Raw genomic sequence first — 24,393 nt, forward strand, 5'->3', positions numbered from 1 at the left:
ACCAGAACAACGTTCCATACTGGTAAGGTATCGTCACCAGCGAATACAGGGATCGCGATCAGATATGTGGACTCGAATGGGGGGAGACAGGGGCATCAGCCGTCCCCGCACCATCGCTTCTTTCACCTGGGAACATGAGGAAAGGGCTGCACAACAGCAGGCTGAGCGGATGCAGTCATGAGGGCCAAACTGAGTTGCAAGTCTCGCGCTCGTCCCGTTACGTTTTACCCCCACCAGCCCGAATCGTGGTGCAATGACTGCCCAGACCGTCCAGCAGGGCGACCTCGTGACCGTCATCGGCCTCGAGGTCCACGTCCAACTGGAGACTGACACGAAAATCTTCTGTGGCTGCTCGACTGACCAGACCGACGAGCCAAACGAGAACGTCTGTCCGGTCTGTCTCGGATTGCCCGGCGCGTTGCCCGTCCTGAACGAAGGGGCCGTCGAGGCCGCCGTCAAAATCGGCAAGGCCATCGACGCCGACATCCCCGAAGAGACCCGCTTCCATCGGAAGAATTACTACTACCCCGACCTGCCCAAGAACTTCCAGATTACCCAATACGACGAGCCGATCTGTCAGGAAGGAGAACTCGAGGTCTCGGTCGAGGGCGAGCGCCGAACGATTACCGTCGAGCGCGCCCATCTCGAGGAGGACCCGGGAAGCCTCCAACACGTCGGCGGCGGAATCGACACTGCCGACTACACCTTGGTCGACTACAACCGCGCGGGGACGCCGCTGATGGAAATCGTCACCGCACCCGACTTCCGCAGTCCCGACGAAGTCCGTGCGTTCCTCGACGAACTCGAGGAAGTGCTCGAGTACCTGAGCGTGTTCAACGCCGAGCGCGACGGCAGCCTGCGGATCGACGCCAACCTCTCGATAATTCCGGAAGACGAAATCGAGAGCAACGACGTCGACGAGATCGGCGCGGACGCGCTCGCGGCCGCCAACCGAACGGAAGTCAAGAACATCTCGAGTCACAAAGGAGCGGAAAAAGCGCTGGCGTACGAGGAAACCCGCCAGAAAAACGCCATCCAGCGCGGCCGTGCAGTCGAACAGGAGACCCGCCACTGGGACGAGAGTCGTGGGATCACAGTCTCGATGCGCTCGAAAGAGGAGGAAAAAGACTATCGCTACTTCGAGGAGGCTGATCTCCCGCCGCTTCGCGTTTCGGGCTGGAAAGACAAGATCGACATTCCGGAACTGCCCTCCGCGCGACGCGAGCGCTTCCAGGACGAGTACGACCTGAGCGAGGAAGCCGCCTCGAAACTCACCTCGACGAAGCAGGTCGCAGACTTCTACGAGGACATCGCCAGCGAGTTCGACCCCGACCTCGCCGCGACGTGGGTCGCGGACAACCTGCTCGGGGAACTCAACTACCGCGACATGGAAATTACGGACCTCGAGGGTCGACTCGAGGAGGTTACCCGCCTTGTCGAACTCGTCGCGACGGACGAGATTACGGCGAAAAACGCCCGCGAAACGGTGCTTCGCGGGATGCTTGATGACGACGCGGAACCGGACGACATCGTTGAGGCCGAGGATCTGGGCAAGACCGACGAAGGCGAGGTCCAGCAGGCCGTTGTCGACGCAATCGACGAGAACCCAGACGCTGTCGACGACTACGAATCCGGCGACGACGGCGCGATCAACTTCCTCGTCGGCCAGGTCATGCAAAAGACCGGCGGGAGCGCAGATCCCGGTGACGTGAACCAGTTATTGCGCGCCGAACTCGAGGAGTAGAACCAAGCGACGCCGTCCGAACCAACGAGAGAGGTGGGTTTCGGTTTTCTTCACAGAGACATTCGCAGCGGCACAGGCAGCGTGTTACTTTTAGGGTGTATTCGTGGTAGAATGCGCGCCGTTCTGGAGGGCCGATGGAGGCAACGCGGGTGAGTCCGAGTCGGCGACCCGAACGGTGACCGATGGTGATCACAATGGCGACAGATAAGATAGCACTCGTTCGACGAGATCCGGAGGAGGTATGGACGGAGGGCAACCTCGAGACGATAGACGAGATCTTCGCGGCGGATTTCGTCCTGCACGATCCGTCTTCGGCTGACGACTCGAAGGGGCGAGACGAGTACAGAGCGTACGTCGAAGCCTATCGGGAGGCGTTCCCGGACGTGGAATACGAGGTCGAACACGTACTTGCCGAGGACGATACCGTCGCACTGCGATACACCGCACACGGCACTCACGACGGCGAGTTCATGGGCCTGGAACCAACCGGTGACCAGGTCTCCGTTTCGGGCATGGAAATGTATCGAATCGAAGACGAACAAATCGCCGAAATGTGGACGAGTTACGACGCGCTGGGGCTGTTTCAGGAACTCGGTGTCGTCCCTCCGCTTGAGGATCTCGGCGAGAGCGCCGATCCAGCGTAATCTATCCGGTAGCGGAAACTCCGATCGAATGACCCCGCGAATTATGGGCGAGTGACGAGTGGGGGTCCGATATGGACCGGATCACGCTGGGTAACGAGGAGTTCGAGGGGAACAACAACACCTACGTCCTCGCCGGCGACAGCGCAGACGGCGATGGCGGTTCGCTCGCGCTCGTCGACACCGGCATTGCAACGCCAGACTGTCGGGCCGACCTCCGCGAGGGACTGGCCGAACGCGGCTACGAGTTTGCGGATATTGATGCCATCGTGCTCACTCACTTTCATCCCGACCACAGCGGACTGGCCGGCGAGATTCAAGCCGAAAGCGATGCGACAGTGTACGTCCACGCGGCCGACGCGCCCCTCGTCGCACAGGACACAGACGCCACAGCGGCCTTCGACCAGCGCCGCCGCGACGCCCTCGAGCAGTGGGGCCTTCCCGCTGCCCCAAAAGCGGAACTACTCGCCTTTCTCGAGGCCGCAGATGGAATCCAGGGCGAGCCCGCAGACGTGACGCCGATCGAAGACGGCGACGTGCTCGAGGTCGGCGGGCACCGACTCGAGACGGTGCATGCGCCGGGTCACGCAGCGGGACTGTGCTGGTTCGAGATTTCGGACGGCGCTGAAAGCGACGCCACCGAGGCGTTCGTCGGCGACACCATCCTGCCGGTCTACACGCCGAACGTCGGCGGCGCAGATGTTCGGGTCGAGCGCCCGCTCGAGCAGTATCTCGACACGCTCGAGCGACTCGTCGTACGCGACTACGACCGCGTCTGGCCCGGCCATCGCGACCCGATCGAGGAGCCGAGCGAGCGCGCGCGAACGATCGCCGCCCACCACCGCGAGCGGACCGAAAACGTCCTCGAGGTGCTCGCCGATCACGGGCCGGCGGATCCGTGGACGGTCAGCGCCCACCTCTTTGGCGATCTCGAGGGAATCCACATTTTCCACGGACCGGGCGAGGCGTACGCCCACCTGGATCATCTCTCTCAGGAAGGAGTTCTCGACCTCGAGGGCGGTGAGTACCGGCTGACGGTCGACCTCGAGCGCGTCGACCTCGATGCGGTGTTGCCGTCGATCACCGATTCGACGTGAGCGCCTAAAGCGAGCGTAGGCGCTCGAGGTCGTCCGCGTCGTGTCCGCAGATGACGGTCGCGTCCCGTCGGCGCTCGAGATCCTGCACTCGTTGCAGGCTCTCAAACCAGTCGCGCTTGCTCCAGAGCAGGCCACCGCCCATCGGCCGTTCGTCGTCGTAGTTCGCCCGCGTGTAGGCCTGATCGCCAGCGAGAATCACGGTTCCTGCGCCCGCGTCCTCGAGTTCGAGGACGACGCCGAGCAAGCCGGGTGTGTGCCCGGGGAGACGGACGAACTCGAGGCCGTCGAACCCGTGTGCGCGCTCGCCGTGGACGATTTCCCACTCGAGATCATGATCGAAGTCCGCAGCGAGGTAGGCGATATCGGCGTCCGCGGCGTCGGTTTTCGCGCTGTAGTAGGCGTATTTGAGTTCGCGTTCGTGGACGTAAATCGGCGTCTCAGTCCCAGCGAAGGTCTCGAGGCCGCCGGCGTGATCGAGATGCAGGTGAGACTGGATGACGTAATCGATCTCAGAGATAGCGTAGCCGGCGTCGGCGAGGTCGTCCTCGAGCGGCCGCAGGCCGGTGTGTTCGAAGGCGTCGTACAGCGATGCGGGCCAGTGACCGTCGGCCGCGTCGGGATGGGAGCCGGTGTCCCACAGGATCGTTCCGTCGGGGTGGTCGATCACCACGTTGTACACCGGCGCGGTCTCTACCTCGGCGTCCGGGTTCGGTTCACTCGCAGTCGCGAGGCTCGCTCCCTCACGGAGGTTGTTCACGTCGGCAGTGATCGTTCCGCGCTCAATCGGCGTCAGACTCGCATCGACCATAGCGAACACTCGACAACGATTGTATAGTCAGTGGCGGTCTCGGCCGGCCTCGCTCTCGAGCAGTTGGCAATGCCGGCCATAGCACTATTCCACAGCTCGGTGACGTGTCCGTATGGTCAGACTCTCGAGTGGCGTCATCCTCGTTGGTGTCGTCTTCCTGTTCATTCCGATCCCGCCGATTGCAACGATAGCTGGTATCCTCACGATACTCGCTGGAATCGCGCTTCGGTTCCTGTTCGATCTGTAACGATCAGGCAGGGTCGAGTCGGTGCTTCTCAGACAGCCGTTAGGTTGACGGCTTTTAGGACTGGTCCACGAAGGCCACGTATGGAGTCGACGCCCCAAGTTGTCATCGTTGGTGGAGGACTGGCCGGACTCGTCACAGCGCGGCATCTCGCTGGCGGCGGCGTTGACGTGACCCTTCTCGAGGCCCGCGAGACGGTTGGCGGCCGCGTTCGGACGACCGAGCGCGACGGCTATCGCTTCGACCGGGGCTTTCAGGTGCTGTTTACCGCCTACCCAGCAGTCAGGCGAGAACTCGACCTCGAGGCGCTCGACCTCCGACCCTTTTCTCCGGGGGCAACAATCGCAAAGCCGAACCATCGCTCGACGCTTTCGGATCCGCTGCGTGAGCCACGAACCGCACTCGATACGCTGTTCAACCCAGATATTACGCTCGGGGACAAACATCGCGTCCTCTCACTGTGGCGAGACCTCCGCGGGCGCGACCCAGCCGCGGTGTTCGCCGGCGACCGCGACGACGCGGACACCACGATTGCACAGTTCCTTCGCGAGCGGGGCTTTTCCGAGCAGTTCCTCGAGAATTTTATTGGCCCGTTCTACGGCGGGATTACCCTCGACCGGACGCTCGGAACCTCGAGTCGCGTCTTCGAGTACACGTTCGGCGCGCTCGCGTCGGGGTCGATAGCCGTCCCCGCGGCGGGAATGGAAGCGATTCCAACCCAACTCGCCGACCACGCGCGGACGGAGGGCGCAACGCTCGAGACCGGCCTCGAGGTCGAATCGGTCGAGAGCGAGGATGGCGGGGCTGTCGTAACGGGCGTAACTGACGGCGACGCAACCGAGTACGAGGCCGACGCGGTCGTCGTCGCGACCGATCCGCCGACGGCAGCAGCACTCACAGATGTGACGGGAATCCCAACCGACAGTCAGGCTTGCGTGACCCAGTACTACCGCCTGCCCGGGCTGACTGAGTTCGAGAACGACCGTCGCCTCCTGTTGAACGCGACTGCGGAGGGGCCGAACCACGTCGTTCCACACAGCGCCGTTGCCCCCGAGTACGCGCCCGACGACGAGACGCTGCTCAGTGCGACCTACCTCGGCGAACGTGAGGAAAGCGACGAAGAACTCGAGGATCTCACTCGCGAGACGCTCGCCTCGTGGTACCCTGAGCGTGTGTTCGATGGCCTCGAGCGCCTGCATACCGACCGGATCGACTTCGCACAGTTTTCTCAGCCGCCGGGGATCTACGAGCAGTTGCCCGACGTGCGTGACCCCGACGGGCCGGTGTATCTGGCTGGCGACTACACCCGCTGGTCGTCGATCCAGGGCGCGATGGAAAGCGGCCGGCAGGCGGCGCAGGCAGTGCTCGAGGATCTGTCCGGATAGCGAGGACGGGTGGTCAGTGCCTGTCAGCTACGGTGCCTGTCGACAGCGAGGGGACAACGAAGACGCCCATCCCAAAGAGGAGGTAGCTCGCGGGGTCGGGCTCTGGGACTGGCTCGAGCGCCGCGGTCACGATGAGAGCGAGCGCGATGAGGACGAACGCGCGGTAGCCGGCCCGGTAGTGACGGTGACGGCGCTGCTCGTCGAATCGAAGCTGTCCGCGGCGGGCGGCGACGACCTGCCACGCGCCGGCAGTAGCCATGAGTCCTGCAACGAGGAAGACGGGGAGTAGCCGCGTCCACGCGTGCCCGTCAGTGATGTTGAGGGCCGTGAACCCGACCGCGAGGACAACACCGGTTGCGACCAGCACCCAGCCGGTTCGATGCTGCTGGGAGAGCGTCGAGGGTGGGGTCAACAGACGCATACGTGGAATTTTCTTCTGTTAACACTAATACAGTTTATGATTGGCTGATACGCTGACAAATATCGACTGCCCCACTCTCCTCGAGATCGACGACAAGCGTCGTCTCCTTAAGCGAGATGGTGACCCTAGCTTTGCCATCCTCGAGAAGTTCGACATCGCTCAGTTGGACTAGCGACAGCGAGCCGAGCTGGGTCGCCGGCGGCTCGAGGTCGTGGGCGGCGTACAGGTGGCGGACAGCGGGATGGGAGACGAGTAAGTCGGGAATCGGAATCGGGTACGACATCCAGCAGGCCTCGCAGGCGGCTCTCGCGTAGACGGTGTCGTACTGGAGCGTGAATTCGGGGACCGACTCGTGTGGAAAGGAGAACGTGGCTGGTCCCCAACAATAGGGACAGACGCCGCGACGAAGTGAGTCGACGTGAGCCGCATGTCGTCGAAGCACGAGGTCGACAAGCGTCTCGAGGGACTGGTGAGATGCAGCGATTGGCGGGACGGGATACCCCATCGAGACGCCGTGGTCGGGACAGGACAGCGTCAGCAGGTGTTCGTGATGGCGAGCGAGGAGCGACGCTTCGCAGTGGGGACAAGACGCGTCGATAGTCGTCTCGCGAGTCGTCGCATCGGCGTAGATCCCGGATCGGATCGCAGTGACGACCTCGAGCGCGGCGATGGTCGGGCGGTACTGTTCGCGTTCCTTGACGACGAACTCCTCCTGAAGCTTTCCGAGGTGGTAGCTGAACCGGCTCGTATCATCGATGTCGACCAGGTCGTAGAGGGCGGAAAACGAAAGCCAACCGGTCGCCCACGCCTCGTCGTAATGGTCGGCCAGTTCGAACAGGATCTCGAGTCGCGTTTCGTCACCCAGGGCCGCGTAGGCGTCGTCGGGGACGGAATATTCCGAAGTCACGTCTTGTCGTCTCGCACCCGGTCCGAATAATCGTTGGGAACCTGTCAAACACCCAACTTAAATGTCATACAGGTAACAGTTATTGAGTCGGCTCCCAACGGCTCGACCATGGGTGAAACGACCCAACAGCGTGGAGGTATCGACGCTCAAACTGACCGATCCGGGCGCACTCGAGCGCTGGCTATCGTCGCGGGGCTCAGTGTCGCAGCAGTGGGTGCGAACACCGCTGCCAGTTTCCTTGCGGTGCAGTTGCAGTTCATTGGCGGTGATGGACTGACGTTCGCACTCAATCTGCTCGCGGTGCAGTTGTCATTTCTCGTCGTTGGCGTCGGCTACCTATGGTTCCGGCCGGCGATTACCGTGTCAGTTCGGTGGCCAACTCGAGACGAACTGGCCGTTGCCTTTGCCGGGCTCGTAGCCGGACTTGTCGCCGTGTCACTCTCGTTTGTTAGCAGCGACGTAGTGGTTCCCTCCCTCGAGTTGTGGCCCCATTTCTCGGCATATTCGGGATACAACGCCTCATCAGTGACCATGGTGCTCGTCGGAGCAGTGTTGTCGCTGCTAGTCATCGGCCCCGTCGAAGAGTTTCTCTTTCGCGGTGTAATCCAGGGTCGACTACGCGCGGTGTTCGGGCCGGTCGCGGCCATTGGCCTCGCGAGTTTCGTCTTTGCATTCTTTCACTTCTATCTGATCCTCCTGCTTGAGGTCCCCGCCGCGGTCATCGCCCACATGCTCGTCTACTACACAGTAATGGGCGCGATTTTCGGCGTGACCTACGAACGAACGGGGACACTCGTCGTTCCAGCGCTGGTCCACGGCGCGTTCAACGCTGTCCTCTTTCTCAGCGCAGTTCCATTCGCCTAGAGAAAGCGACGGCACTCACCCAGCGGCGGAAACCACAGCGGCGCTTCCTGCCCGTCATCCCAGACCGCCGGGTAGAACGCGTCCGCGTCGGTCACCAGCGGCGACTGGAAGTCTCGAGCGCGCATCCGGTTGACCGTCGCGCCGCCGGCGAGTCGCGTGAACGCGGGGAGTACGAGCACGTCCGCGCCGTCGTAGACGCCGGGACCGTAGAGAACGCAGGGTCGCTTTCGGCCGTCGATTGCGAGTGCGGGATGGTCGTGGCCGATGACGTAACGCTCGACGTCATCGTAAATTGTGGGTTCTTCGTGGCCGTGACAGACGACCGTCTCGCCGTCTGGGAGTCGGTATTCAGGACTCGTTTCGCCGTCGAACACTGACTCGAGCATCGTATCGTGATTACCTGGCGTGACGACCAGCGACGCGCCGGCCTCAGCAATGGTCGACTCGAGGGCCTCGAGATCCCGGGCGACCCTGAGCGGGACGCGGTCGAACGCGTGCAACAGGTCGCCGGCGACGACGACCGTGTCCGGTTCGGTCTGTGCGAGCAGCGAGGCGAGACGGTTCTGTGCGTCGCTACCGTCGTCGATAGGTGCCTCGACGCGCGAGGTCTCGGCGCGGCCGAGGTGCAGGTCGGCGAGAAGCAGGGTGTCGGCGGCCGGGACGTATGCAGCGCGCTCGAGCGGGGAAAACGGTACCTCGACATCGACGGCGGGAGTCACTGTTTCGGCGGGTCGGCGGGGTCCTCAGAGCTGGCGTCCGCATCGGCGGCCGTCTCTGCGCCGGCGGCTCCCGTTCCGTAGCCGTCGGGACGGAACTCGGACTTATCGAGTGCGTCAAAGAGGTCGTACTCGGTCCCGGTCAGGACGTAGAGCACTTCCTCGAGCGGGGCGAGCACCTCGGGAACGATTTTGACGACGAGGTAGGTGATGCCGACGAGGGCGACGACGGAGAGTGACTGGGCGATGTAGTTGTGGGCGACCAGATAGGAGACGCGGTTGGGATCTGCGCCCATGTAGGTCGTCATCAGGGAGACAAGCCAGTCCTGCTGGAACCAGCCCCAGGGAGAGGCAAGGCCGATGAAGACGTTCCGGACGAGGTTGAGGAACCAGATGACGCCGATTGCGAGCGCAAACGCGGTCAGTTTACGCTTCAGCGGTGCCGAGACGGAGGCGACGAGTCCGCCGAAAATTGCCATGCTGCCGATGCCAGTACAGGCAAGGATAATGTAGGTCGTGCGACCGGTGACCGTCTCGTCGGGATCGAAGTCAAAGCGGCTCTGATAGCCGTTTGCGCCCTCGTTGATGCCGGGGCTGTGGCCGAACAGTTCCATGCCGTAATGGGTCTGGACGGCCGTCGTCTCGATCAGCCACGTTCGGACCATCGGAATCGTCTCGACGGGGAGGTAGATCACACCCATGAGCGCAACGGCTTTCGTCAGCACGAACAGCGAGGCCCGACCCTGAAAGAGCAGATAGCCGACGTAGGCACACAGCGGCAGCGCAACCGTCGCCAGAATCGTCTGCAAGGGACTCTGTATCTCACCGTAGTAGTACGGCACCATCGTCAGCCAAAACACGCCGAACAGAACCCATGCCAATGCGCCGGTCCCGCGGGCCAGATCGCGTTCGTCTCGCCACTGCAACACGAGCGCGAGCAGGAACGACCCAATCGCAAGCCACGCAAGCGCGTCCGTGAATCCAATACCGAGATCCGACACGAACGCCACCTGCCCGGCATGCTCGAGGCCGATGCCCGGGCGGCTCCCGGCCATCGAAAGTGGAGACGGCATACTCAAGCAAAACCCATGAACGCGTCGGCTATCAACTTGACGCCTTGGCGACGACAGACCGACGATGTGGGGGACCGCTGCGAAACAGTTAAGTTGATTGTGGGCTATGATAACAATGAACATGGCTTCCAGTGAACTGTCCGCCGGTACACCGCTAGGTCGCTCGCTGACCGTCGAGCGCGTCGATACAGCACCGACAGCGGCCCCAATCCGTCACGTCGACGAGCTCAACCCCGAGACGTTCGAAGCGTTCTATGAGTTGGTCACAGCGGACGTGCCACTACAAGCGGGTGAGAGTGGCCTCGAGCCAGGCGAAATCATAGTCTTCACCGACTACTTCCGGGTCGAAGCACGCTGAGGCGGCGCTGACAGTTCCAGCCAACCGGCAGTATCGAAGCCGTTTTCCCCAGTGCGTTCGTTCCTACGGACATGAACGGCGGTAGTGACATGACCCTCGCGTTCGAACTCGAGGCACTGAAAGAGGTTGCCTCGCCCGAGAACGTCTTCGAAGACGCCAGAGGCTGGACCGAATACATCGGTGTCGTCTCAGAGAAACCGACCTACGTCGTAACGAATTTCACGCGGAAAAACCGCATCCGACAGGATTTCTTCTCCGGCCCGCGGGGCAAAGCAGAGAGTCTCGAGGGTGTCAAAGACCAGTTCCAGACCGACCGCTACGTCTACGTCGGTGTCACCGACGAGGACGAACAGTTAGCCGAACAGGTCGACTGGGAGTATCTGGACGTCGAAGACGCAGCGGAGGCAGCAGACTGGATTCTGGCTGCAAGTGTTGATGACGGTGAAGACGACGCCGAACCGGTTCGTGACGACTGGCCCTGAAGACGGATCGTTGTATTGTTTTGCGGCTTGAGACACAACGATAGCAGTCTCAACCTCGTCAGCTGACACGACTCGAGACTGGAATTTATGTGGCTACTCACCAAGTGACAGGTATGGAAACACGTGACCTGGGGCAGACTGGCCACGAGAGTACCGTCGCAACCTTTGGCGCGATTGCTCTCAACTGGCTCGAGCAGGAAGGCGCGGATCAACTCGTCGAACTCGCCCTCGAGCGCGGCGTCAACCACTTCGACGTGGCCCCGACCTACGGCGACGCCGAACTCAAACTCGGCCCGAAGCTCCGCCAGCACCGCGAGGAGATCTATCTCGGCTGCAAGACCCAAGAACGCGACTACGAGGGCGCGCGCGACAAACTCGAGCGCTCGCTGGATCGCCTCGGCGTCGACCACATCGATCTCTACCAGATCCACGGCCTCGAGTATGAGTCCGAACTCGAGGAGATCACGGGCGACGACGGCGCGCTGGCGGCGATTCGGGACGCCCAGGATGAGGGACTGATCGGCGACATTGGCCTGACGAGCCATGGTGATCCGGGACTGATTCTGGATGCTATCGAGCAAATCGATGATCTGGCGACAGTGATGTTTCCGCTGAATCCCGTCGTGATGGCGAAAAGCGATGGCGACGGCGACAGCGAATACGACTACGAGGCCGTCCTCGAGCGAGCAAACGAGGAGGGAATCGGCACGCTCGGGATCAAAGCCTTCGCGAAGGGGTCCTGGCCCTCGACCGACGAACTGCCGGAAGCCGACCGACCATACTGCAACTGGTATCAGCCTGTTGATCGGCCCGACGAGATCCGCGAGCGCTTCGACTTTGCCGCCTCGCAGGGGCTGACAAGTGTCGTCTCGCCAGGCGACCCGAAACTCGTCGCGATGGTCCTCGATGCCGCCAGTCGATACGACGGTATGGCCGAGGAGACACAGCGGTCGCTGCTCGAGGCGGCGCGCCACGACGAGAGTCCGGTGCCGGAGCAGTTACATCACTAACGAACTCGCGGTTTCGATGGCAATTCCACGAACCGTCACGACCGCACTCGCGGATCGCCCAGTTGCGGGTGCCGTCTGTCTCGAGGCCGGTGCGGGCGTCGGCAACACAACCGCCGGACTGCTCGCAGGCGGTGCGAGTCGCGTCTATGCCGTCACCAACGAGCGAAAGCACGCGAAATCCACTCTCGAGCGCGTGCGGGCGAACGCCGACTTGAGGACTGATTCGCCGGGGCGAGTCGCCATCCTCGAGGCAGATCTCCGCGACATCCCGCTGCCGGCCGACTCCGTCGAAGTCATCACCGCCCACGGACTGTTCAACGTCGTCCCACCGGCGGATCTCGCACCCATCATCACGGAACTGACCCGCGTCGCCGCACCGGGCTGTCACCTCGTCGTCGACGACTACGAGCCGCTGCCCGACGACGCCGCCGTTGCCGACCTGTTCGCACTCGAGAACGCGGCTGCCGAACTCGCTGACGGCCGTCCGATGCTCTCGTTTTACGCCGCGGCGACGTTGCAGCGGTTGTTCGTCGGCGCCGGCTGGGAGTTCGACCGGACGCGGACACTGCTCGAGCCGGTGCCGTGGACCGAGACCCATCTCGAGGCCCACGCCGAGGTAGTCCACTCGCGGGCGAATCGACTGGACAATGCGCTCGGGGAACGACTGTGCGAGCAAGCGGACGCCCTCGTCGAGACAATCGGGTCCGAATCGGTCGGCGAGATGTACAGCCTCGCGTTCCGATGGCCCGCGTAGTCTCGAGCGTGCTCACCGAGTCGTCGCCCTTATGCCCAGTCCGGTCCAAGAGCGTCCAATGGCAGAGCCCCGTGTTCCGGGTTCCGGCACCGAACGGCACCTCGAGTTACCCTGCGGGGAGACCCTCGACCCCCACAGCGTCGACCTCGGGATGTACGAATACTCGAGTTGTCCCTGTGGCGAACCCCACGCTGTCGTCACCGACGCACATCCTGCGTCGCGTTTCTTCCCCGAGTCGCTGGTTGCGATCCTCGAGGAAACAATCGACACCGACGACGACTTCGACCGCTTTGGCACGCCCCACCTCATGGGCGTCGTCTTAGAGGAGTTCCCCGAAAAAGTCGTCACTTACGACGCCAGCGACGACGGCGCGGTCGGCTACGCCATGCTGTGGGTCACCGATTTCGACTCCCGACGACTCCACGAGATCATCGTCGAACTCGTCGTCGAACTCATGGAACACGCGATCAGCCACGCCGAGGACGACAGCGCCATCTCGGAGTTCGAAACCCAGATGCTCGAGTTCGATATTGGCGAGTTCGTCGACCAGTACCGCGCCCAGCGGAACTTCGAGAGTGAACACGACCAGCCGATGTAGCGCTCCTGGGAACCGAGACTCTCGCCGAGCGATAATAGACACAAAACAGATACGACAACTCGACACCTAGCAGCCCTCTTGCAAAATTACTTGGTTCAATCGCAGACAGTACTCGTCACCACCCACAAATCGATGAGAGTCAAACTCTTCATACAGTCGCTCTCGAGTCCGATTTCTCGAGCCCAGGCGTGAACCGAGGCCGTTATCCGTCAGTGGTCCTGAGACGGAGTGTGACCGCTCCCGACCGCCCACCAGAGACCGATCCCAAACTATCTCCTTCTGACACATCAACTGAATTGACGAGTCGCGGCTACCGAATCTCGGTCGACGATGGCCGTGAGTCGTTCTTTGCGATCTATCTCGGCGAACCGGACAGCGAAACGGCATGGATCATGTCCGATACAGTCTACTCGCCCGAATCAATGCGATAGTCGCTAACTGCGACGAGAAACTCGAGCACTCGAGTCCCCATTGTTCGCCGCTCAGTTTTCGCCACCATGCATGACGGTTCGAATTTCGAAACGCCGACACTGTGGGATGCTCCGTCTGCACTGGGATCCGAACTCGCATGCCGGGTCGTCAGCGGGTACGACGCCGGAGTAGTGGACTTTCCGGTGACTAGACCTCGAGCGACGAATACTGAACCCTGCGTGTCCGTTTCGACTGACGGTTGCTCCCATGCCACACGCTATGATTCAACCGAATCGTCGGTCACTGTGCTAATTCCCACGAAAATGTCGAGTGCTTTGTCCTGGGAGTGGAGAATGATAAGAAGTCCACGACGATGGCTCCCTGTCAGCACGGACAGTTCGAATTTCGAAAAGCCATTTCGAGATTCGTACTGTATCGTGGGGCTTATTACGATGTGCGAACTTCGGACGTACAAGACCAATGAGTACGGACAACAACGGCGACGCAGGGGACGGACGCAAAATCCTCCTGATCGGGAGTGGCCCGATTCAGATTGGACAGGCAGCCGAGTTCGACTACTCGGGCGCACAGGCCTGCCGCGCGCTGCAGGAGGAGGGGGCGGAGGTCGTCCTCGTCAACTCGAATCCGGCGACGATCATGACCGACCCGGAGATGGCAGACGAAGTCTATATCGAGCCGATCACGACCGATGCCATCGCCGAAATCATCCGCAAGGAACGACCTGACGGCGTCATTGCCGGCCTCGGCGGCCAGACTGGCCTGAACGTCACCGCCGAACTCGCCGAGGAGGGCGTTCTCGAGAAGTACGACGTCGAGATCATGGGCACGCCGCTTGACACCATCTACGCGACGGAAGACCGCGATCTGTTCCGCCAGCGCATGGAAAAGATCGGCCAGCCGGTGCCCCGCTCGACAACCATCTCGCTCGAGGACGGCGAGTCGGTGACCGAACTGAGCGACGAGGACGTTCGTGAGCGCGTCGAAGCAGCAGTCGATGAGGTCGGTGGCCTCCCGGTCATCGCCCGCACGACCTACACGCTCGGTGGCTCCGGGTCTGGTGTCGTCCACGAGATGGACGAACTGCTCGCCCGCGTTCGCAAGGGCCTTCGCCTCTCGCGCAACAGTGAAGTCTTGATTACGGAATCCATCGCTGGCTGGGTGGAGTACGAGTACGAGGTCATGCGCGACGCCGATGACTCCTGTATCATCATCTGTAACATGGAGAACATCGACCCGATGGGGATCCACACCGGGGAGTCGACGGTCGTTACGCCTTCCCAGATTGTCCCCGACGAGGGCCACCAGGAGATGCGCACCGCCGCACTCGACGTGATCCGCGAACTCGGCATTCAGGGTGGGTGTAACATCCAGTTCGCCTGGCACGACGACGGCACGCCCGGCGGCGAGTACCGCGTTGTCGAGGTCAACCCGCGTGTCTCGCGTTCCTCGGCGCTCGCTTCGAAGGCGACAGGGTATCCAATCGCCCGCGTGACCGCGAAGGTCGCACTCGGCAAGCGCCTCCACGAAATCGAGAACGAAATTACGGGCGAGACGACCGCGGCGTTCGAGCCCGCAATCGACTACGTGGTTACCAAGGTTCCGAGGTGGCCCAAAGACAAGTTCGACGACGTCGACTTCGAACTCACGACCGCGATGAAGTCGACCGGCGAGGCGATGGCCATCGGGCGCTCGTTCGAGGAATCGCTGCTCAAAGCCCTCCGTTCGTCGGAGTACGAACCCGATGTCGTCTGGGACGAGGTCTCTGATGCGGAACTCGAGGAACACTACCTCGAGCGCCCATCGCCGGATCGTCCGTACGCGATGTTCGAGGCCTTCGAGCGCGGCTACACCACTGAGGAAGTCGTCGAGCTGACAGGCATCTTCGAGTGGTACACCGAACGCTACAAGCGCATCGCCGACTCGACGCTTGCCGCACAGGAGGGCGACTTCACCGAAGCCGCAATTGCGGGCCACACGAACGCAACTATCGCCTCCGCGGCAGGCGCGGAGGTCGACACCGTCGAGAGCGAGGTACCCGGCCGCACGTACAAACAGGTCGACACCTGCGCGGGCGAGTTCGAAGCCGAGACACCGTACTACTACTCCTCGCGCAAGAACGAGTTCGAATCCGGCCCGCTGCTGGGCGACGCCGCAGCCGGCGAACTCGAGGTCGAGCGCGATCTCGAGAGCGTGATCGTCGTCGGCGGCGGCCCGATCCGCATCGGCCAGGGTGTCGAGTTCGACTACTGTTCGGTCCACGCAGTCCGCGCACTCAGAGAGCTCGGCATCGACGCCCACGTCGTCAACAACAACCCCGAGACGGTCTCGACGGACTACGACACCTCCGACGGCCTCTTCTTCGAGCCGATCACGGCCGAAGAGGTCGCAGACGTCGCCGAAGCGACCGGCGCGGACGGCGTCATGGTCCAGTTCGGCGGCCAGACCTCGGTCAACATCGGCGAACCACTGCAAGACGAACTCGAGCGCCGCGGCCTCGAGTGTGAGGTCATGGGAACGAGCGTCGAAGCGATGGACCTCGCAGAGGACCGCGACCGCTTCAACGCGCTGATGGACGAGATGGGCATCGCCCAGCCGGAAGGTGGCACCGCCTTCTCGAAGGAAGAAGCACTCGAGCTCGCCCACGACATCGGCTACCCCGTGCTCGTCCGTCCGTCCTACGTCCTCGGCGGCCGCGCGATGGATGTCGTCTACAACGACGATGAACTCGAGACCTACATCGAGGAAGCAGTCCGTGTGAGTCCCGAGAAGCCGATTCTCGTCGACGACTTCCTCGAGGATGCAGTCGAACTCGATGTGGACGCAGTCACGGACGGCCGCACCATCCTCATCGGCGGCATTATGGAACACGTCGAAACGGCTGGTGTCCACTCCGGCGACTCGGCGTGTATGATCCCGCCGCGCTCGCTCGATGCGGACACCCTCGCACGCGTCCGCGAAGTCACCGAAGACATCGCCAAGGCGCTGAAGACGAAGGGTCTGCTGAACGTCCAACTCGCCGTCCGCGATGGCGAAGTGTACGTCTTAGAGGCCAACCCGCGTTCCTCGCGTACCGTTCCGTTCGTCTCGAAGGCAACGGGCGTCCCAATCGCCAAACTCGCGGCGAAGGTCATGGCTGGCGAGACGCTCGCAAGTCTCGAGGCGAGCGAGCAGATTCCAGACCATACCTCGATCAAGGAGGTCGTCCTGCCGTTCGACCGCCTGCCAGGATCGGACCCACGTCTCGGCCCAGAGATGAAATCGACGGGCGAAGTGATGGGCACCGCAAGCGACTTTGGCACGGCCTACTGGAAGGCCCAGCAAGCGGCCTACAACGATGTCAGCGAGGGCACCGCCGTCGTCGATTTCGACATCGACGGCTTCGAGAATCACTTCGAGATCGCCGAGTTCGACGACGTGCCACAGGCGATCCGCGAGGGCGAGGTCGACTTCGTCGTCAGCCGCGACCGTGACACCCTCGAGATGGCCGTCGAAGAGGAGATTCCGTACCTCTCGACGGAAGCCAGCGCCACGGCCTACGTCGAAGCGCTCGACGAGTTCAATGGCGACCTCGAGGTCGCCTCCGTCAGTTCCCGCCCACGTCGCGAGGCCCAGTGGGGCGGCGGCGAACTCGAGTAAGTCACAGACGGAGGGGTCCTCGAGTGAGTCGCTGAGTCGACGGGTGTTCTGGTTCAGTCGTGTGTTTTGCTGCGATTTTGTCGAACTGTCGAAGAGTGCTGACAGCGGCCGGTGATTTCCCGTCAACGCACACTGAGAGCCGACAGTATTCGATTGCCAGTCCAACTTTCAACCGTCCGGACCGCATAGCAGGAGTCAGCGCACGTGCGCGGAGGCCCATTCAATGACTGAGGAACATGATCACGAGCTGACGACGGAACTGCCGGGCGACGAGATCGCCCCTGATGAACGAAGTGCCCAGTCCCCACTCGAGGCGATCCAATCGCTCGAGCCAGGCGACATTCCGAGTGGCACGGTCCCGCTTGCAGGCGGCGGGCTCTTGCTTGTCTCTGCGCTCCGGTCGGTGCTCCGGGGCCAGCTGCGAGCAATTCCGAAAGCAATCGCTGGCGCAGCCCTACTGAAATTCGGTCTGGGTCGGCGTCGCACCGACTCGAGTGAGGAGGAGACAACGTTCGAGCCAACGTCTATCGAGGGCGTCGAGGGTGGGTCGGACGACAAGGAAACGACAGATGCGGCCCATGCGGCGAATCAGCCGGAGGCCAGTCGGAAGTCTCTTGATGACGACACTGTCGACTCCAAGGACGATGACTCGAGTGCGGATATCGAGTTCACCGACGACGTCGACGAACCACGGACGAAACCGGAAACGGACGCTGATGAGGCTGATCCGCGCCGAAACACGGCTGAGGAGTCCGAGGACGATGAGGCAGTCGAAATCGACGTCTCCGACGCAGCAATCGCCGAGGAGAACGCCGAAGCCGCGGGGCCGGACCCAGAACAGGCCCAGCCCTCCCAGACCGACAGTATCGAACCGGAGGAAACGCCCGCGGAGGACGCCTCTCACAAAAAGATCGACCCTGAGGACGACTCGAGTGCTGACGCCTCGGACGACGAGGACGCGGACGAAGACGACGAAACGTAACGTCCTGCTCATCGTCCCTCTCACCGATCCACTGGCGAACGACTCCCTTTTCAGGCAGCCAAACGGCGAGCAACGTTCCAACCAACACGAGCATGGACCCAGTCACCACCAGCCGATACTACGCTCGAGAACTCTTCCGTCGACTCGCTCACGACGTCGATGTTGACGCCACGGCTACGACAAGCACGGCTCGCTCGAGCGGGCAGCGGCGACGATTCTCTCCGAGCGGGCAGCACACGGCTTCGAGGCGGGCGGGCACTTCGACGGCGTCTGGCCGCGCGATCTCTGTTTTGGCGCACGCGGCATCATCGCGGCGGGATACCCTTGCGGAACGCCACCGCGAGCGAGTCGTCGACGAACGAACCGGCCTGGTCACTGGTTCCGGCAGTAGTTGGTGGGATTCGGCCGCTCGAGCGCGGAAACGTACAACACCGCGATGTTCCTTGCGGCAGTCGAACGACTCGAGGTAGCAGGGGTCGAGACGGCGTTTACGGGCGAGAGAGCGACGATTCGGGACGCACTTGACTCACTCTGGAATGGCCAGTACTTCGACGAACATCGCGCATCCGGAACGCTCGCCTGCGACGCGAACGTCGTGGCGCTGTACTTCGGCCTCGTCAACGATGACCGCGCTGCCTCAATCATCGACGCACTCGCCAGCCTCGAGCGCGTCGAACACGTTTTGGGTCGGTATGGCACCGTTCTCGAGTGCTATACGCTGGCGGGAGAGCCATACATCACACGTGGCTACGCCAGTGCAGGAAACTTCACCGTCGCGGCCGCACTGTGGACGGAGTATTATAGTCGTAGGTAGTAGCAAAAATCTCTGCTATCTTCGACAGAATCGACAACAGTTAACTGCCGCCTTCGCTGAACACGTAATAATGGCACTCGATAGCTGGCACTCGCCCGTCGCCACCGTGACGGATTGCTGGCGAACGCTTGAGCGAGACTGGCAAAGCGTCCTGATCAGTGCGACGATTGTTGTGCTGGTCAGTGCACTCGAACTTCCGATTCCGTGGTAATGGGTGCTCGTCGGCTGCTACCGGGCATTGTGGTCCTCTGTCTTGGCGCACTCCTCGCTCGAGGCTTGGCGCTGTCACTCGGCTTCAATCATCTCTTGCTCGCCATCGCACTCGGCTTTCTCGCGACGAACACCGTCGGGATTCCGGCCCGACTCGAGGCCGGAATTGCAACCCACAAACTGTGGCTCGGAGCGGGGATCGTTCTCATGGGGGCGTCAATTTCACTCGAGAGCGTCCTCGAGGCCGGTGGGTACGTACTCTTGGTAGTGGTCGCGGTGACTGCAACGACGCTGCTAATCGTCGAATTCCTCGCACGCAACGTCTTCGGGTTAGCAAACCGAATGGGGTCGTTGCTTGCATCCGGTGCGAGTATCTGTGGCGTCTCGGCAGTCGTCGCCGTTGCCGGAGCGATCCGTGCTCGAGAGGAACAGATCGCGTACGCAGCCGCGACGGTGTTGTTGTTTGATGCGATCACGATAGTGGTCTATCCGCTCGTCGGTGACCTGCTCGGACTGTCCGGAATGGTGTTTGGCACCTGGGCTGGAGTGAGCATGTTCTCGACGGGACCGGTCGTCGCTGTCGGCTTTGCTCACTCCGACGTCGCTGGCCAGTGGGCAACGATGACAAAACTCTCGAGAAATGCACTCATTGGCGCTGTTGTCCTCGTGTATGCGAGTTATTACGCGCGCGGTACTGGCGAGGGTCGGCCATCCGTCAGGACACTCTGGGACGAGTTTCCGAAGTTCGTGCTCGGCTTTCTCGCACTCGCTGTCGTCGCGAGTGCGGGTGTTCTCTCGTCGGCACAGCTCTCCTCAATCGAAAACGCCTACAACTGGCTGTTCGTCCTCGCGTTTGTGGGACTGGGGACCGAAATTCGGCTCGAGAATCTCAGACAAACTGGACTCACGCCCGCTATCGTCGTCCTCTGTTCGCTGTTGCTCAGTAGCGCCCTCGCACTTGCACTGTTGCTCGTACTGTTCTGAGATGATCTGTTGAGTCGAGTTGTGAGTCCGGCTACGAGCGATCCTGCACTCAGCCCGACCCGATGGATATCAACATGAGCCCGTCTGCGTCTCCGAGTTAAAGTGACTGAGTCCCGCGCCTCGAGACCAGATTACGGAAGCCCTTGCGGGAGTCTCACACGCCAGAATATACTTCTGACAACCTCTTTCATCCGAGAGGTGTTCTGACTGGTTTGTTGTTCGTGTTTCCCGTGCCAAAACTTCCGTCGAAGGACAGAGCAATATTTGCCACCGAGACCGTGATGGGGTGTCCACCCGGAAATCGCAGTTCTCGGTGAGAGTTCACGGGAGACCGTACTCGCACATCGACTGGTGGTGAATCCACGCACAGGTCGGTTCCTGCGGGAGCGTCCTGAAACCCTCATATTTCACGGGTTTTCTAGTATCGTTTCCGTGTGATCGCCGGCAGACAGATACTGCCTGAGGGTCCCATGCATACTGTTGAGAGTTTTGCTGGTTTCAGGGTGTGTGCCGAAGACTTGCTGGGTGACGAGGGGATACATAGGCTCCGTTACTACGGGGGAACAACTATGGAACGAACCTATTCGCGACGATCTGCGTTGCAACTTCTCGGTACTGGGGCGGCAGCCTCGCTTGCTGGCTGTGCGAGTATGCTCGATGGCGGAGACTCAGTCCGAATCTCCGGTGGCGTCGGCCCGCTGCCGATGGTGGAAGTCTGGGCAGATATGTATGAAGAAGCACACGACGACGTCTCGTTCGACATCTCCGGCGGCGGAACCGGTGTCGGCGTCTCGGATGTCCGCAACGACCAGGTCGACATCGCGATGATGGGACGCGACCCAGAACCGGACGAAATCGATCAAGGCCTGTTCGCCGTCCCGATGCTCATCGATACCGTCGTCGGGACGGTCAACGCCGACAACCCCGCGCTTGAGGACCTGCAGGAAAACGGTCTGACTCGCGAGGATATGGAGGCCATCTTCACCGGCGAGGTCACGAACTGGGGCGAGGTCGTCGAGACAGACATCGACGAGGATATCATCGTCTACGGTCGCTCTGATGCCTCCGCAGCGTACAAACAGTGGGGAGACTTCCTCGGCGGCGAAGACGACTACTACACCCAAAGCGACCTCGAGAGCTACTCGGACGGTAACGAGAACGGTGACCAGGGCGTCGCTAACGCCCTCGGACGATCCGAGAACGCCATTGCGATGAACAACATCAACTACGTCTACGACCTCGAGACCGGTGAAATCGAGGGCGACATTCGCCCGATTCCGCTCGACAGAGACGGCACCGGACTCTCCGAGGACGAAGACTTCTACGAGACGCGCGATGGCATTCTCGCGGCCGTTGAGGACGGGCGCTACCCGATGCCGCCAGCCCGTGAGATGTACCTCGCTTCGGACGGCCAGTTCGATGAGGTGGCACAGGACTTCGTCGAGTGGGTCCTGACTGAGGGACAGCAACACGTCCGAGAGAACGGCTACGTCCCCCTCGAGGAGGAGACGCTCGAGGAGGCCCAACAAGACCTCGAAACGGGGCCCTAACCTGAACGATGGAGGGGGCGACGGAATCAGCAGAGTCGGACGATAATCGAGGCCGGCTGTCACAGCGCCTGCGGCGAGAGCGACTCAGTAGCTACTGGTTCACCGGTGCCGGCTACTTTGCCATTGCACTGTTCGCGCTGATTGTGCTGACGCTGATCTACCAGTCACTGCCGCTGCTGTCGGAGTACTCTCTCGTCCAGGTGCTTACGTCCTCGAACTGGGACCCTGCCCGGAACGAGTTCGGCTTCCTGCCGGCGATTGTCGGGACAATCTACGTGACGATCCTGACGATGCTCATCGGAACGCCAATCGCGATCCTCACGGCGATCTACATCGCTGAGTATGCAGAAGGGCGGACGAAACGACTCGTCTCGTCGTTCATCGACGTCCTCGCGGCGATCCCGAGTGTCATCTTCGGGCTCGTCGCGCTGATCGTCGTCGTTCCGTTCGTGGGAAACTACCTCGCGCCGGTGTTTGGCTCGAGTGGAACCGGGACTGGGATTTTCACGGTCAGTCTCGTGATGGGGATCATCGTCACGCCGTTTATGATCTCGCTGTCGGTCGAGTCCCTCGAGGCACTGCCCGATGAGTTGCGCGAGTCCTCGCTTGGCGTCGGCGCGACGAAGTGGGAGACGATCCGGTTGGTCCTGTTGCGGGCTGCAGGTCCCGGCATCTTCTCGGCGATTTTGCTCGGGTTCGGCCGCGTCTTCGGCGCGACAATCGTCCCCGCGATGCTCATTGGGGGCCAGACCCGACTGCCGGACTCGCTGTTCTCGACGGGACAGACCCTGCCGACGCTCATCGTGAACGACTTCGGCGAACTCATGTCGGTGCCGATCACGCAGTCGGCGCTGATCTTCGTTGGCCTCATGCTGGTCGTCGTCGTCTGGATCTTCAACTTCAGTGCGATGCTCGTTCGTCGCCGACTCCAGCGGAGGTGGCAGTACTGATGGATCGATACGCCAAACAGCGGCTGTTCGAGTTGCTCGCCCGCGGTGCGGCCGCACTCGTCGTCGCCGTCATGGTGCTGGTCATCGGCGTGACGCTGTTCAGAGGCGGGCGCGTCCTGTTAACCGATCCAGCCGTCGCGATCACGCCACCGGGCTCGCGCTACCAGCTCGAGGCCGATGGTGGCTTCCTTCATGCAGTCGTGGGGAGTCTCTTCATCGTCGGCCCAGCAACGGTCGTCTCGATGGTACTGGCCGTCTCGACAGCAATCTACCTCCAGAGCGACTACTCGAGCGAACGGTTCTCGGACGCCGTGAACATGTTCCTCAACGTCCTCTGGGCGACACCGCCGATTGTCTACGGTGTGTTCGTCCTGACGATCATTATCGCAATCGGTGCCCGAACGAGCATGTTCTTTGGCATCATCGCCATTGCGATCTTCCAGTATCCGATCATGACGCGGTACACCGACGAGGCGTTGCGATCTGCACCCGACGCCGTCAAAGAGGCCAGCTACGGTCTCGGATCGACGCGACTCGAGACCGCACTGATCACTGTGCGGGCGGCCCTGCCGGGCGTCATCGCTGGCATCATCATGGGCTTCGCTCGCGGGATCGGCGACGCCGCGACGGTGTTGTTTACCGCCGGCCGAAGTAACACGATGCCCGGCGGCCCCTTCGACGGCTCGACGACGTTGCCGGTGCTGATCTTCGATAACGCGATGTCGTTCAACGATGAACTTCGGGCCCAGGCGTACGCGGCGTCGTTCCTCCTCATCGTCGCCGTCTTGGGACTGATCGTCGTCTCGAAGGTACTGTCCGGACGCTACGCACGCTTTGCGCCAGGAGGACGTAACTCATGACCCAGTCCACCGCACTCAGCACGACCGAACTCGCCGTAACGTACACCGGGAATCGCGAAGTCGAGGCGCTGAAAGGCGTCTCAGTCGACTTTCCGGAGAACCAGCTGACTACCATTATCGGCCCCTCGGGCTGTGGCAAATCGACGCTGTTGAAATCGTTGAACCGCCTTCACGAGATCCAGCCCAACGTCGAGATTACCGGCAGCGTCTCCCTGCAGGGCGAGTCGATCTACAACACCGACGATCCGGCACCGGAGATTCGCCGACGGATCGGCTACGTCCCACAGACCCCGACCGCATTGCCGCTGTCGATCTACGAAAACGTCGCCTACGGCGTGAAGATCCACGGCGACTACGACGACAAAGACGACCTCGACGACCTTGTCGAGACCTACCTGCGGAAGGTCAACCTCTGGGACGAGGTGCAGGATCGACTCGAAATGCCCGGCGCGGAACTCTCGACTGGGCAGATCCAGCGGCTCTGTCTGGCCCGCTCGCTGGCCGTCGAACCCGAGGTCCTGCTGTGTGACGAGGTGACGTCAGCGCTTGACCCCATCTCCGCCGAGCAAGTCGAGGAAACCCTCGAGGATCTCAAAGCGGAGTACACGATCATCATGGTCACCCACAGCATGGATCAGGCGAAGCGACTCGCCGACGAGGTCGTCTTCCTCTATCTCGGCGAACTCATCGAAGCCAACGACACGCGGTCGTTCTTCGAGAACCCCGAAAACGACCGCACACGAGAGTTCGTCAAGGGACACACGGCGGTCGAATACACCGACTCGAACGAGGGCGACGATACCGACACTGACTCGGGGACCGAGACGATTCCAGCCGAGTGAACTCCCCCATCCCACCGCTCGCCTGACGGCT

26 protein-coding genes are annotated in these 24,393 nt (G+C 61.9%); 21 read left to right on the forward strand and 5 right to left on the reverse strand.

The window, feature by feature from the left end; translation table 11 throughout:
• The first annotated feature begins 253 nt into the window (after positions 1-253).
• From gatB to B2G88_RS09660, 3 genes are all read left to right on the forward strand, one after another.
• Positions 254-1,744: an Asp-tRNA(Asn)/Glu-tRNA(Gln) amidotransferase subunit GatB gene (gene gatB / locus B2G88_RS09650; RefSeq protein ID WP_087714646.1), complete on the forward strand. Its 1,491-nt coding sequence runs from the start codon at positions 254-256 to the stop codon at positions 1,742-1,744.
• A 194-nt stretch (positions 1,745-1,938) separates the two neighbouring features.
• Positions 1,939-2,388 (forward strand): ester cyclase, encoded by a 450-nt coding sequence (locus tag B2G88_RS09655; protein ID WP_087714951.1) that lies wholly within the window; start codon positions 1,939-1,941, stop codon positions 2,386-2,388.
• A 71-nt stretch (positions 2,389-2,459) separates the two neighbouring features.
• Positions 2,460-3,482 (forward strand): MBL fold metallo-hydrolase, encoded by a 1,023-nt coding sequence (locus B2G88_RS09660; protein WP_054863146.1) that lies wholly within the window; start codon positions 2,460-2,462, stop codon positions 3,480-3,482.
• Positions 3,483-3,486: 4 nt separating this feature from the next.
• Here the strand turns inward: B2G88_RS09660 and B2G88_RS09665 are convergent, their stop codons facing one another.
• On the reverse strand, positions 3,487-4,290 hold the full coding sequence (locus B2G88_RS09665; protein ID WP_087714647.1) for an N-acyl homoserine lactonase family protein: 804 nt from the start codon (positions 4,288-4,290) through the stop codon (positions 3,487-3,489).
• A 112-nt stretch (positions 4,291-4,402) separates the two neighbouring features.
• On the opposite strand from B2G88_RS09665, the gene B2G88_RS09670 reads away from it, so the two are divergent.
• Together B2G88_RS09670 and B2G88_RS09675 are read left to right on the forward strand one after the other, a co-directional pair.
• Positions 4,403-4,537 carry a hypothetical protein gene (locus B2G88_RS09670; RefSeq protein WP_054863147.1) on the forward strand — a complete coding sequence of 45 codons (135 nt, stop codon included), beginning with the start codon at positions 4,403-4,405 and terminating at the stop codon, positions 4,535-4,537.
• Positions 4,538-4,617: 80 nt separating this feature from the next.
• Positions 4,618-5,919, forward strand: coding sequence for an NAD(P)/FAD-dependent oxidoreductase (locus B2G88_RS09675; protein ID WP_087714648.1), 1,302 nt, complete (start codon positions 4,618-4,620; stop codon positions 5,917-5,919).
• A gap of 13 nt (positions 5,920-5,932) precedes the next feature.
• On the opposite strand, the gene B2G88_RS09680 is transcribed toward B2G88_RS09675, so the two are convergent.
• Both B2G88_RS09680 and B2G88_RS09685 read right to left on the reverse strand, forming a co-directional pair.
• On the reverse strand, positions 5,933-6,340 hold the full coding sequence (locus B2G88_RS09680) for a hypothetical protein (protein WP_087714649.1): 408 nt from the start codon (positions 6,338-6,340) through the stop codon (positions 5,933-5,935).
• A 34-nt stretch (positions 6,341-6,374) separates the two neighbouring features.
• Positions 6,375-7,247, reverse strand: coding sequence for a winged helix-turn-helix domain-containing protein (locus B2G88_RS09685; protein WP_087714650.1), 873 nt, complete (start codon positions 7,245-7,247; stop codon positions 6,375-6,377).
• A 108-nt stretch (positions 7,248-7,355) separates the two neighbouring features.
• Here B2G88_RS09685 and B2G88_RS09690 point away from each other — a divergent pair, with 108 nt between their 5' ends.
• Entirely contained in the window at positions 7,356-8,111 is a 756-nt protein-coding gene (locus tag B2G88_RS09690) for a CPBP family intramembrane glutamic endopeptidase (protein ID WP_087714651.1), read from the forward strand.
• Here B2G88_RS09690 and B2G88_RS09695 read toward each other — a convergent pair.
• Positions 8,108-8,830 (reverse strand): metallophosphoesterase, encoded by a 723-nt coding sequence (locus B2G88_RS09695; RefSeq protein ID WP_087714652.1) that lies wholly within the window; start codon positions 8,828-8,830, stop codon positions 8,108-8,110. The genes B2G88_RS09690 and B2G88_RS09695 overlap by 4 nt on opposite strands.
• On the reverse strand, positions 8,827-9,900 hold the full coding sequence (gene artA / locus B2G88_RS09700; protein WP_054863149.1) for an archaeosortase A: 1,074 nt from the start codon (positions 9,898-9,900) through the stop codon (positions 8,827-8,829). The genes B2G88_RS09695 and artA overlap by 4 nt, the downstream gene beginning before the upstream one ends.
• Positions 9,901-10,021: 121 nt before the next feature.
• Between artA and B2G88_RS09705 the strand changes: the two genes are divergently transcribed.
• The 15 genes from B2G88_RS09705 to B2G88_RS09770 all read left to right on the forward strand — a co-directional run bounded on the left by B2G88_RS09705 (position 10,022) and on the right by B2G88_RS09770 (position 24,362).
• Complete coding sequence (locus B2G88_RS09705) at positions 10,022-10,258, forward strand: hypothetical protein (protein ID WP_342744114.1); 237 nt, start codon at positions 10,022-10,024, stop codon at positions 10,256-10,258.
• Positions 10,259-10,329: 71 nt separating this feature from the next.
• On the forward strand, positions 10,330-10,740 hold the full coding sequence (locus tag B2G88_RS09710) for a DUF7124 domain-containing protein (RefSeq protein WP_054863151.1): 411 nt from the start codon (positions 10,330-10,332) through the stop codon (positions 10,738-10,740).
• Between the two features lie 113 nt (positions 10,741-10,853).
• Positions 10,854-11,750, forward strand: a complete 897-nt coding sequence (locus B2G88_RS09715; RefSeq protein WP_087714653.1) for an aldo/keto reductase — start codon at positions 10,854-10,856, stop codon at positions 11,748-11,750.
• Positions 11,751-11,766: 16 nt separating this feature from the next.
• Positions 11,767-12,504: a class I SAM-dependent methyltransferase gene (locus B2G88_RS09720; RefSeq protein WP_087714654.1), complete on the forward strand. Its 738-nt coding sequence runs from the start codon at positions 11,767-11,769 to the stop codon at positions 12,502-12,504.
• Positions 12,505-12,562: 58 nt separating this feature from the next.
• On the forward strand, positions 12,563-13,102 hold the full coding sequence (locus B2G88_RS09725) for a DUF5815 family protein (RefSeq protein WP_087714655.1): 540 nt from the start codon (positions 12,563-12,565) through the stop codon (positions 13,100-13,102).
• A 230-nt stretch (positions 13,103-13,332) separates the two neighbouring features.
• Entirely contained in the window at positions 13,333-13,533 is a 201-nt protein-coding gene (locus B2G88_RS09730; RefSeq protein ID WP_087714656.1) for a hypothetical protein, read from the forward strand.
• 460 nt (positions 13,534-13,993) lie between these two features.
• Positions 13,994-17,170 (forward strand): carbamoyl-phosphate synthase large subunit, encoded by a 3,177-nt coding sequence (gene carB / locus B2G88_RS09735; protein WP_087714657.1) that lies wholly within the window; start codon positions 13,994-13,996, stop codon positions 17,168-17,170.
• Positions 17,171-17,393: 223 nt separating this feature from the next.
• Positions 17,394-18,152, forward strand: a complete 759-nt coding sequence (locus tag B2G88_RS09740; RefSeq protein WP_087714658.1) for a hypothetical protein — start codon at positions 17,394-17,396, stop codon at positions 18,150-18,152.
• 394 nt (positions 18,153-18,546) lie between these two features.
• The gene (locus tag B2G88_RS19910) at positions 18,547-18,966 is read left to right on the forward strand and encodes a hypothetical protein (RefSeq protein ID WP_245835345.1); all 420 of its coding nucleotides are present in this window, start codon (positions 18,547-18,549) and stop codon (positions 18,964-18,966) included.
• Positions 18,967-19,036: 70 nt separating this feature from the next.
• Complete coding sequence (locus B2G88_RS19550; protein WP_176393209.1) at positions 19,037-19,177, forward strand: hypothetical protein; 141 nt, start codon at positions 19,037-19,039, stop codon at positions 19,175-19,177.
• Entirely contained in the window at positions 19,177-20,160 is a 984-nt protein-coding gene (locus B2G88_RS09750; protein WP_087714659.1) for a YeiH family protein, read from the forward strand. The genes B2G88_RS19550 and B2G88_RS09750 overlap by 1 nt, the downstream gene beginning before the upstream one ends.
• A 569-nt stretch (positions 20,161-20,729) precedes the next feature.
• Positions 20,730-21,710: a PstS family phosphate ABC transporter substrate-binding protein gene (locus B2G88_RS09755; RefSeq protein ID WP_054863153.1), complete on the forward strand. Its 981-nt coding sequence runs from the start codon at positions 20,730-20,732 to the stop codon at positions 21,708-21,710.
• 8 nt (positions 21,711-21,718) lie between these two features.
• Positions 21,719-22,660 (forward strand): phosphate ABC transporter permease subunit PstC, encoded by a 942-nt coding sequence (gene pstC, locus B2G88_RS09760; RefSeq protein ID WP_054863154.1) that lies wholly within the window; start codon positions 21,719-21,721, stop codon positions 22,658-22,660.
• The gene (locus B2G88_RS09765) at positions 22,660-23,520 is read left to right on the forward strand and encodes a PstA family ABC transporter permease (RefSeq protein WP_054863155.1); all 861 of its coding nucleotides are present in this window, start codon (positions 22,660-22,662) and stop codon (positions 23,518-23,520) included. Before pstC ends, B2G88_RS09765 begins: the two co-directional genes overlap by 1 nt.
• Positions 23,517-24,362 carry a phosphate ABC transporter ATP-binding protein gene (locus B2G88_RS09770; RefSeq protein WP_054863156.1) on the forward strand — a complete coding sequence of 282 codons (846 nt, stop codon included), beginning with the start codon at positions 23,517-23,519 and terminating at the stop codon, positions 24,360-24,362. Before B2G88_RS09765 ends, B2G88_RS09770 begins: the two co-directional genes overlap by 4 nt.
• Positions 24,363-24,393: the final 31 nt, after the last annotated feature.

The sequence above is a fragment of the Natronolimnobius baerhuensis genome, assembly GCF_002177135.1.
Classification (GTDB): domain Archaea; phylum Halobacteriota; class Halobacteria; order Halobacteriales; family Natrialbaceae; genus Natronolimnobius; species Natronolimnobius baerhuensis.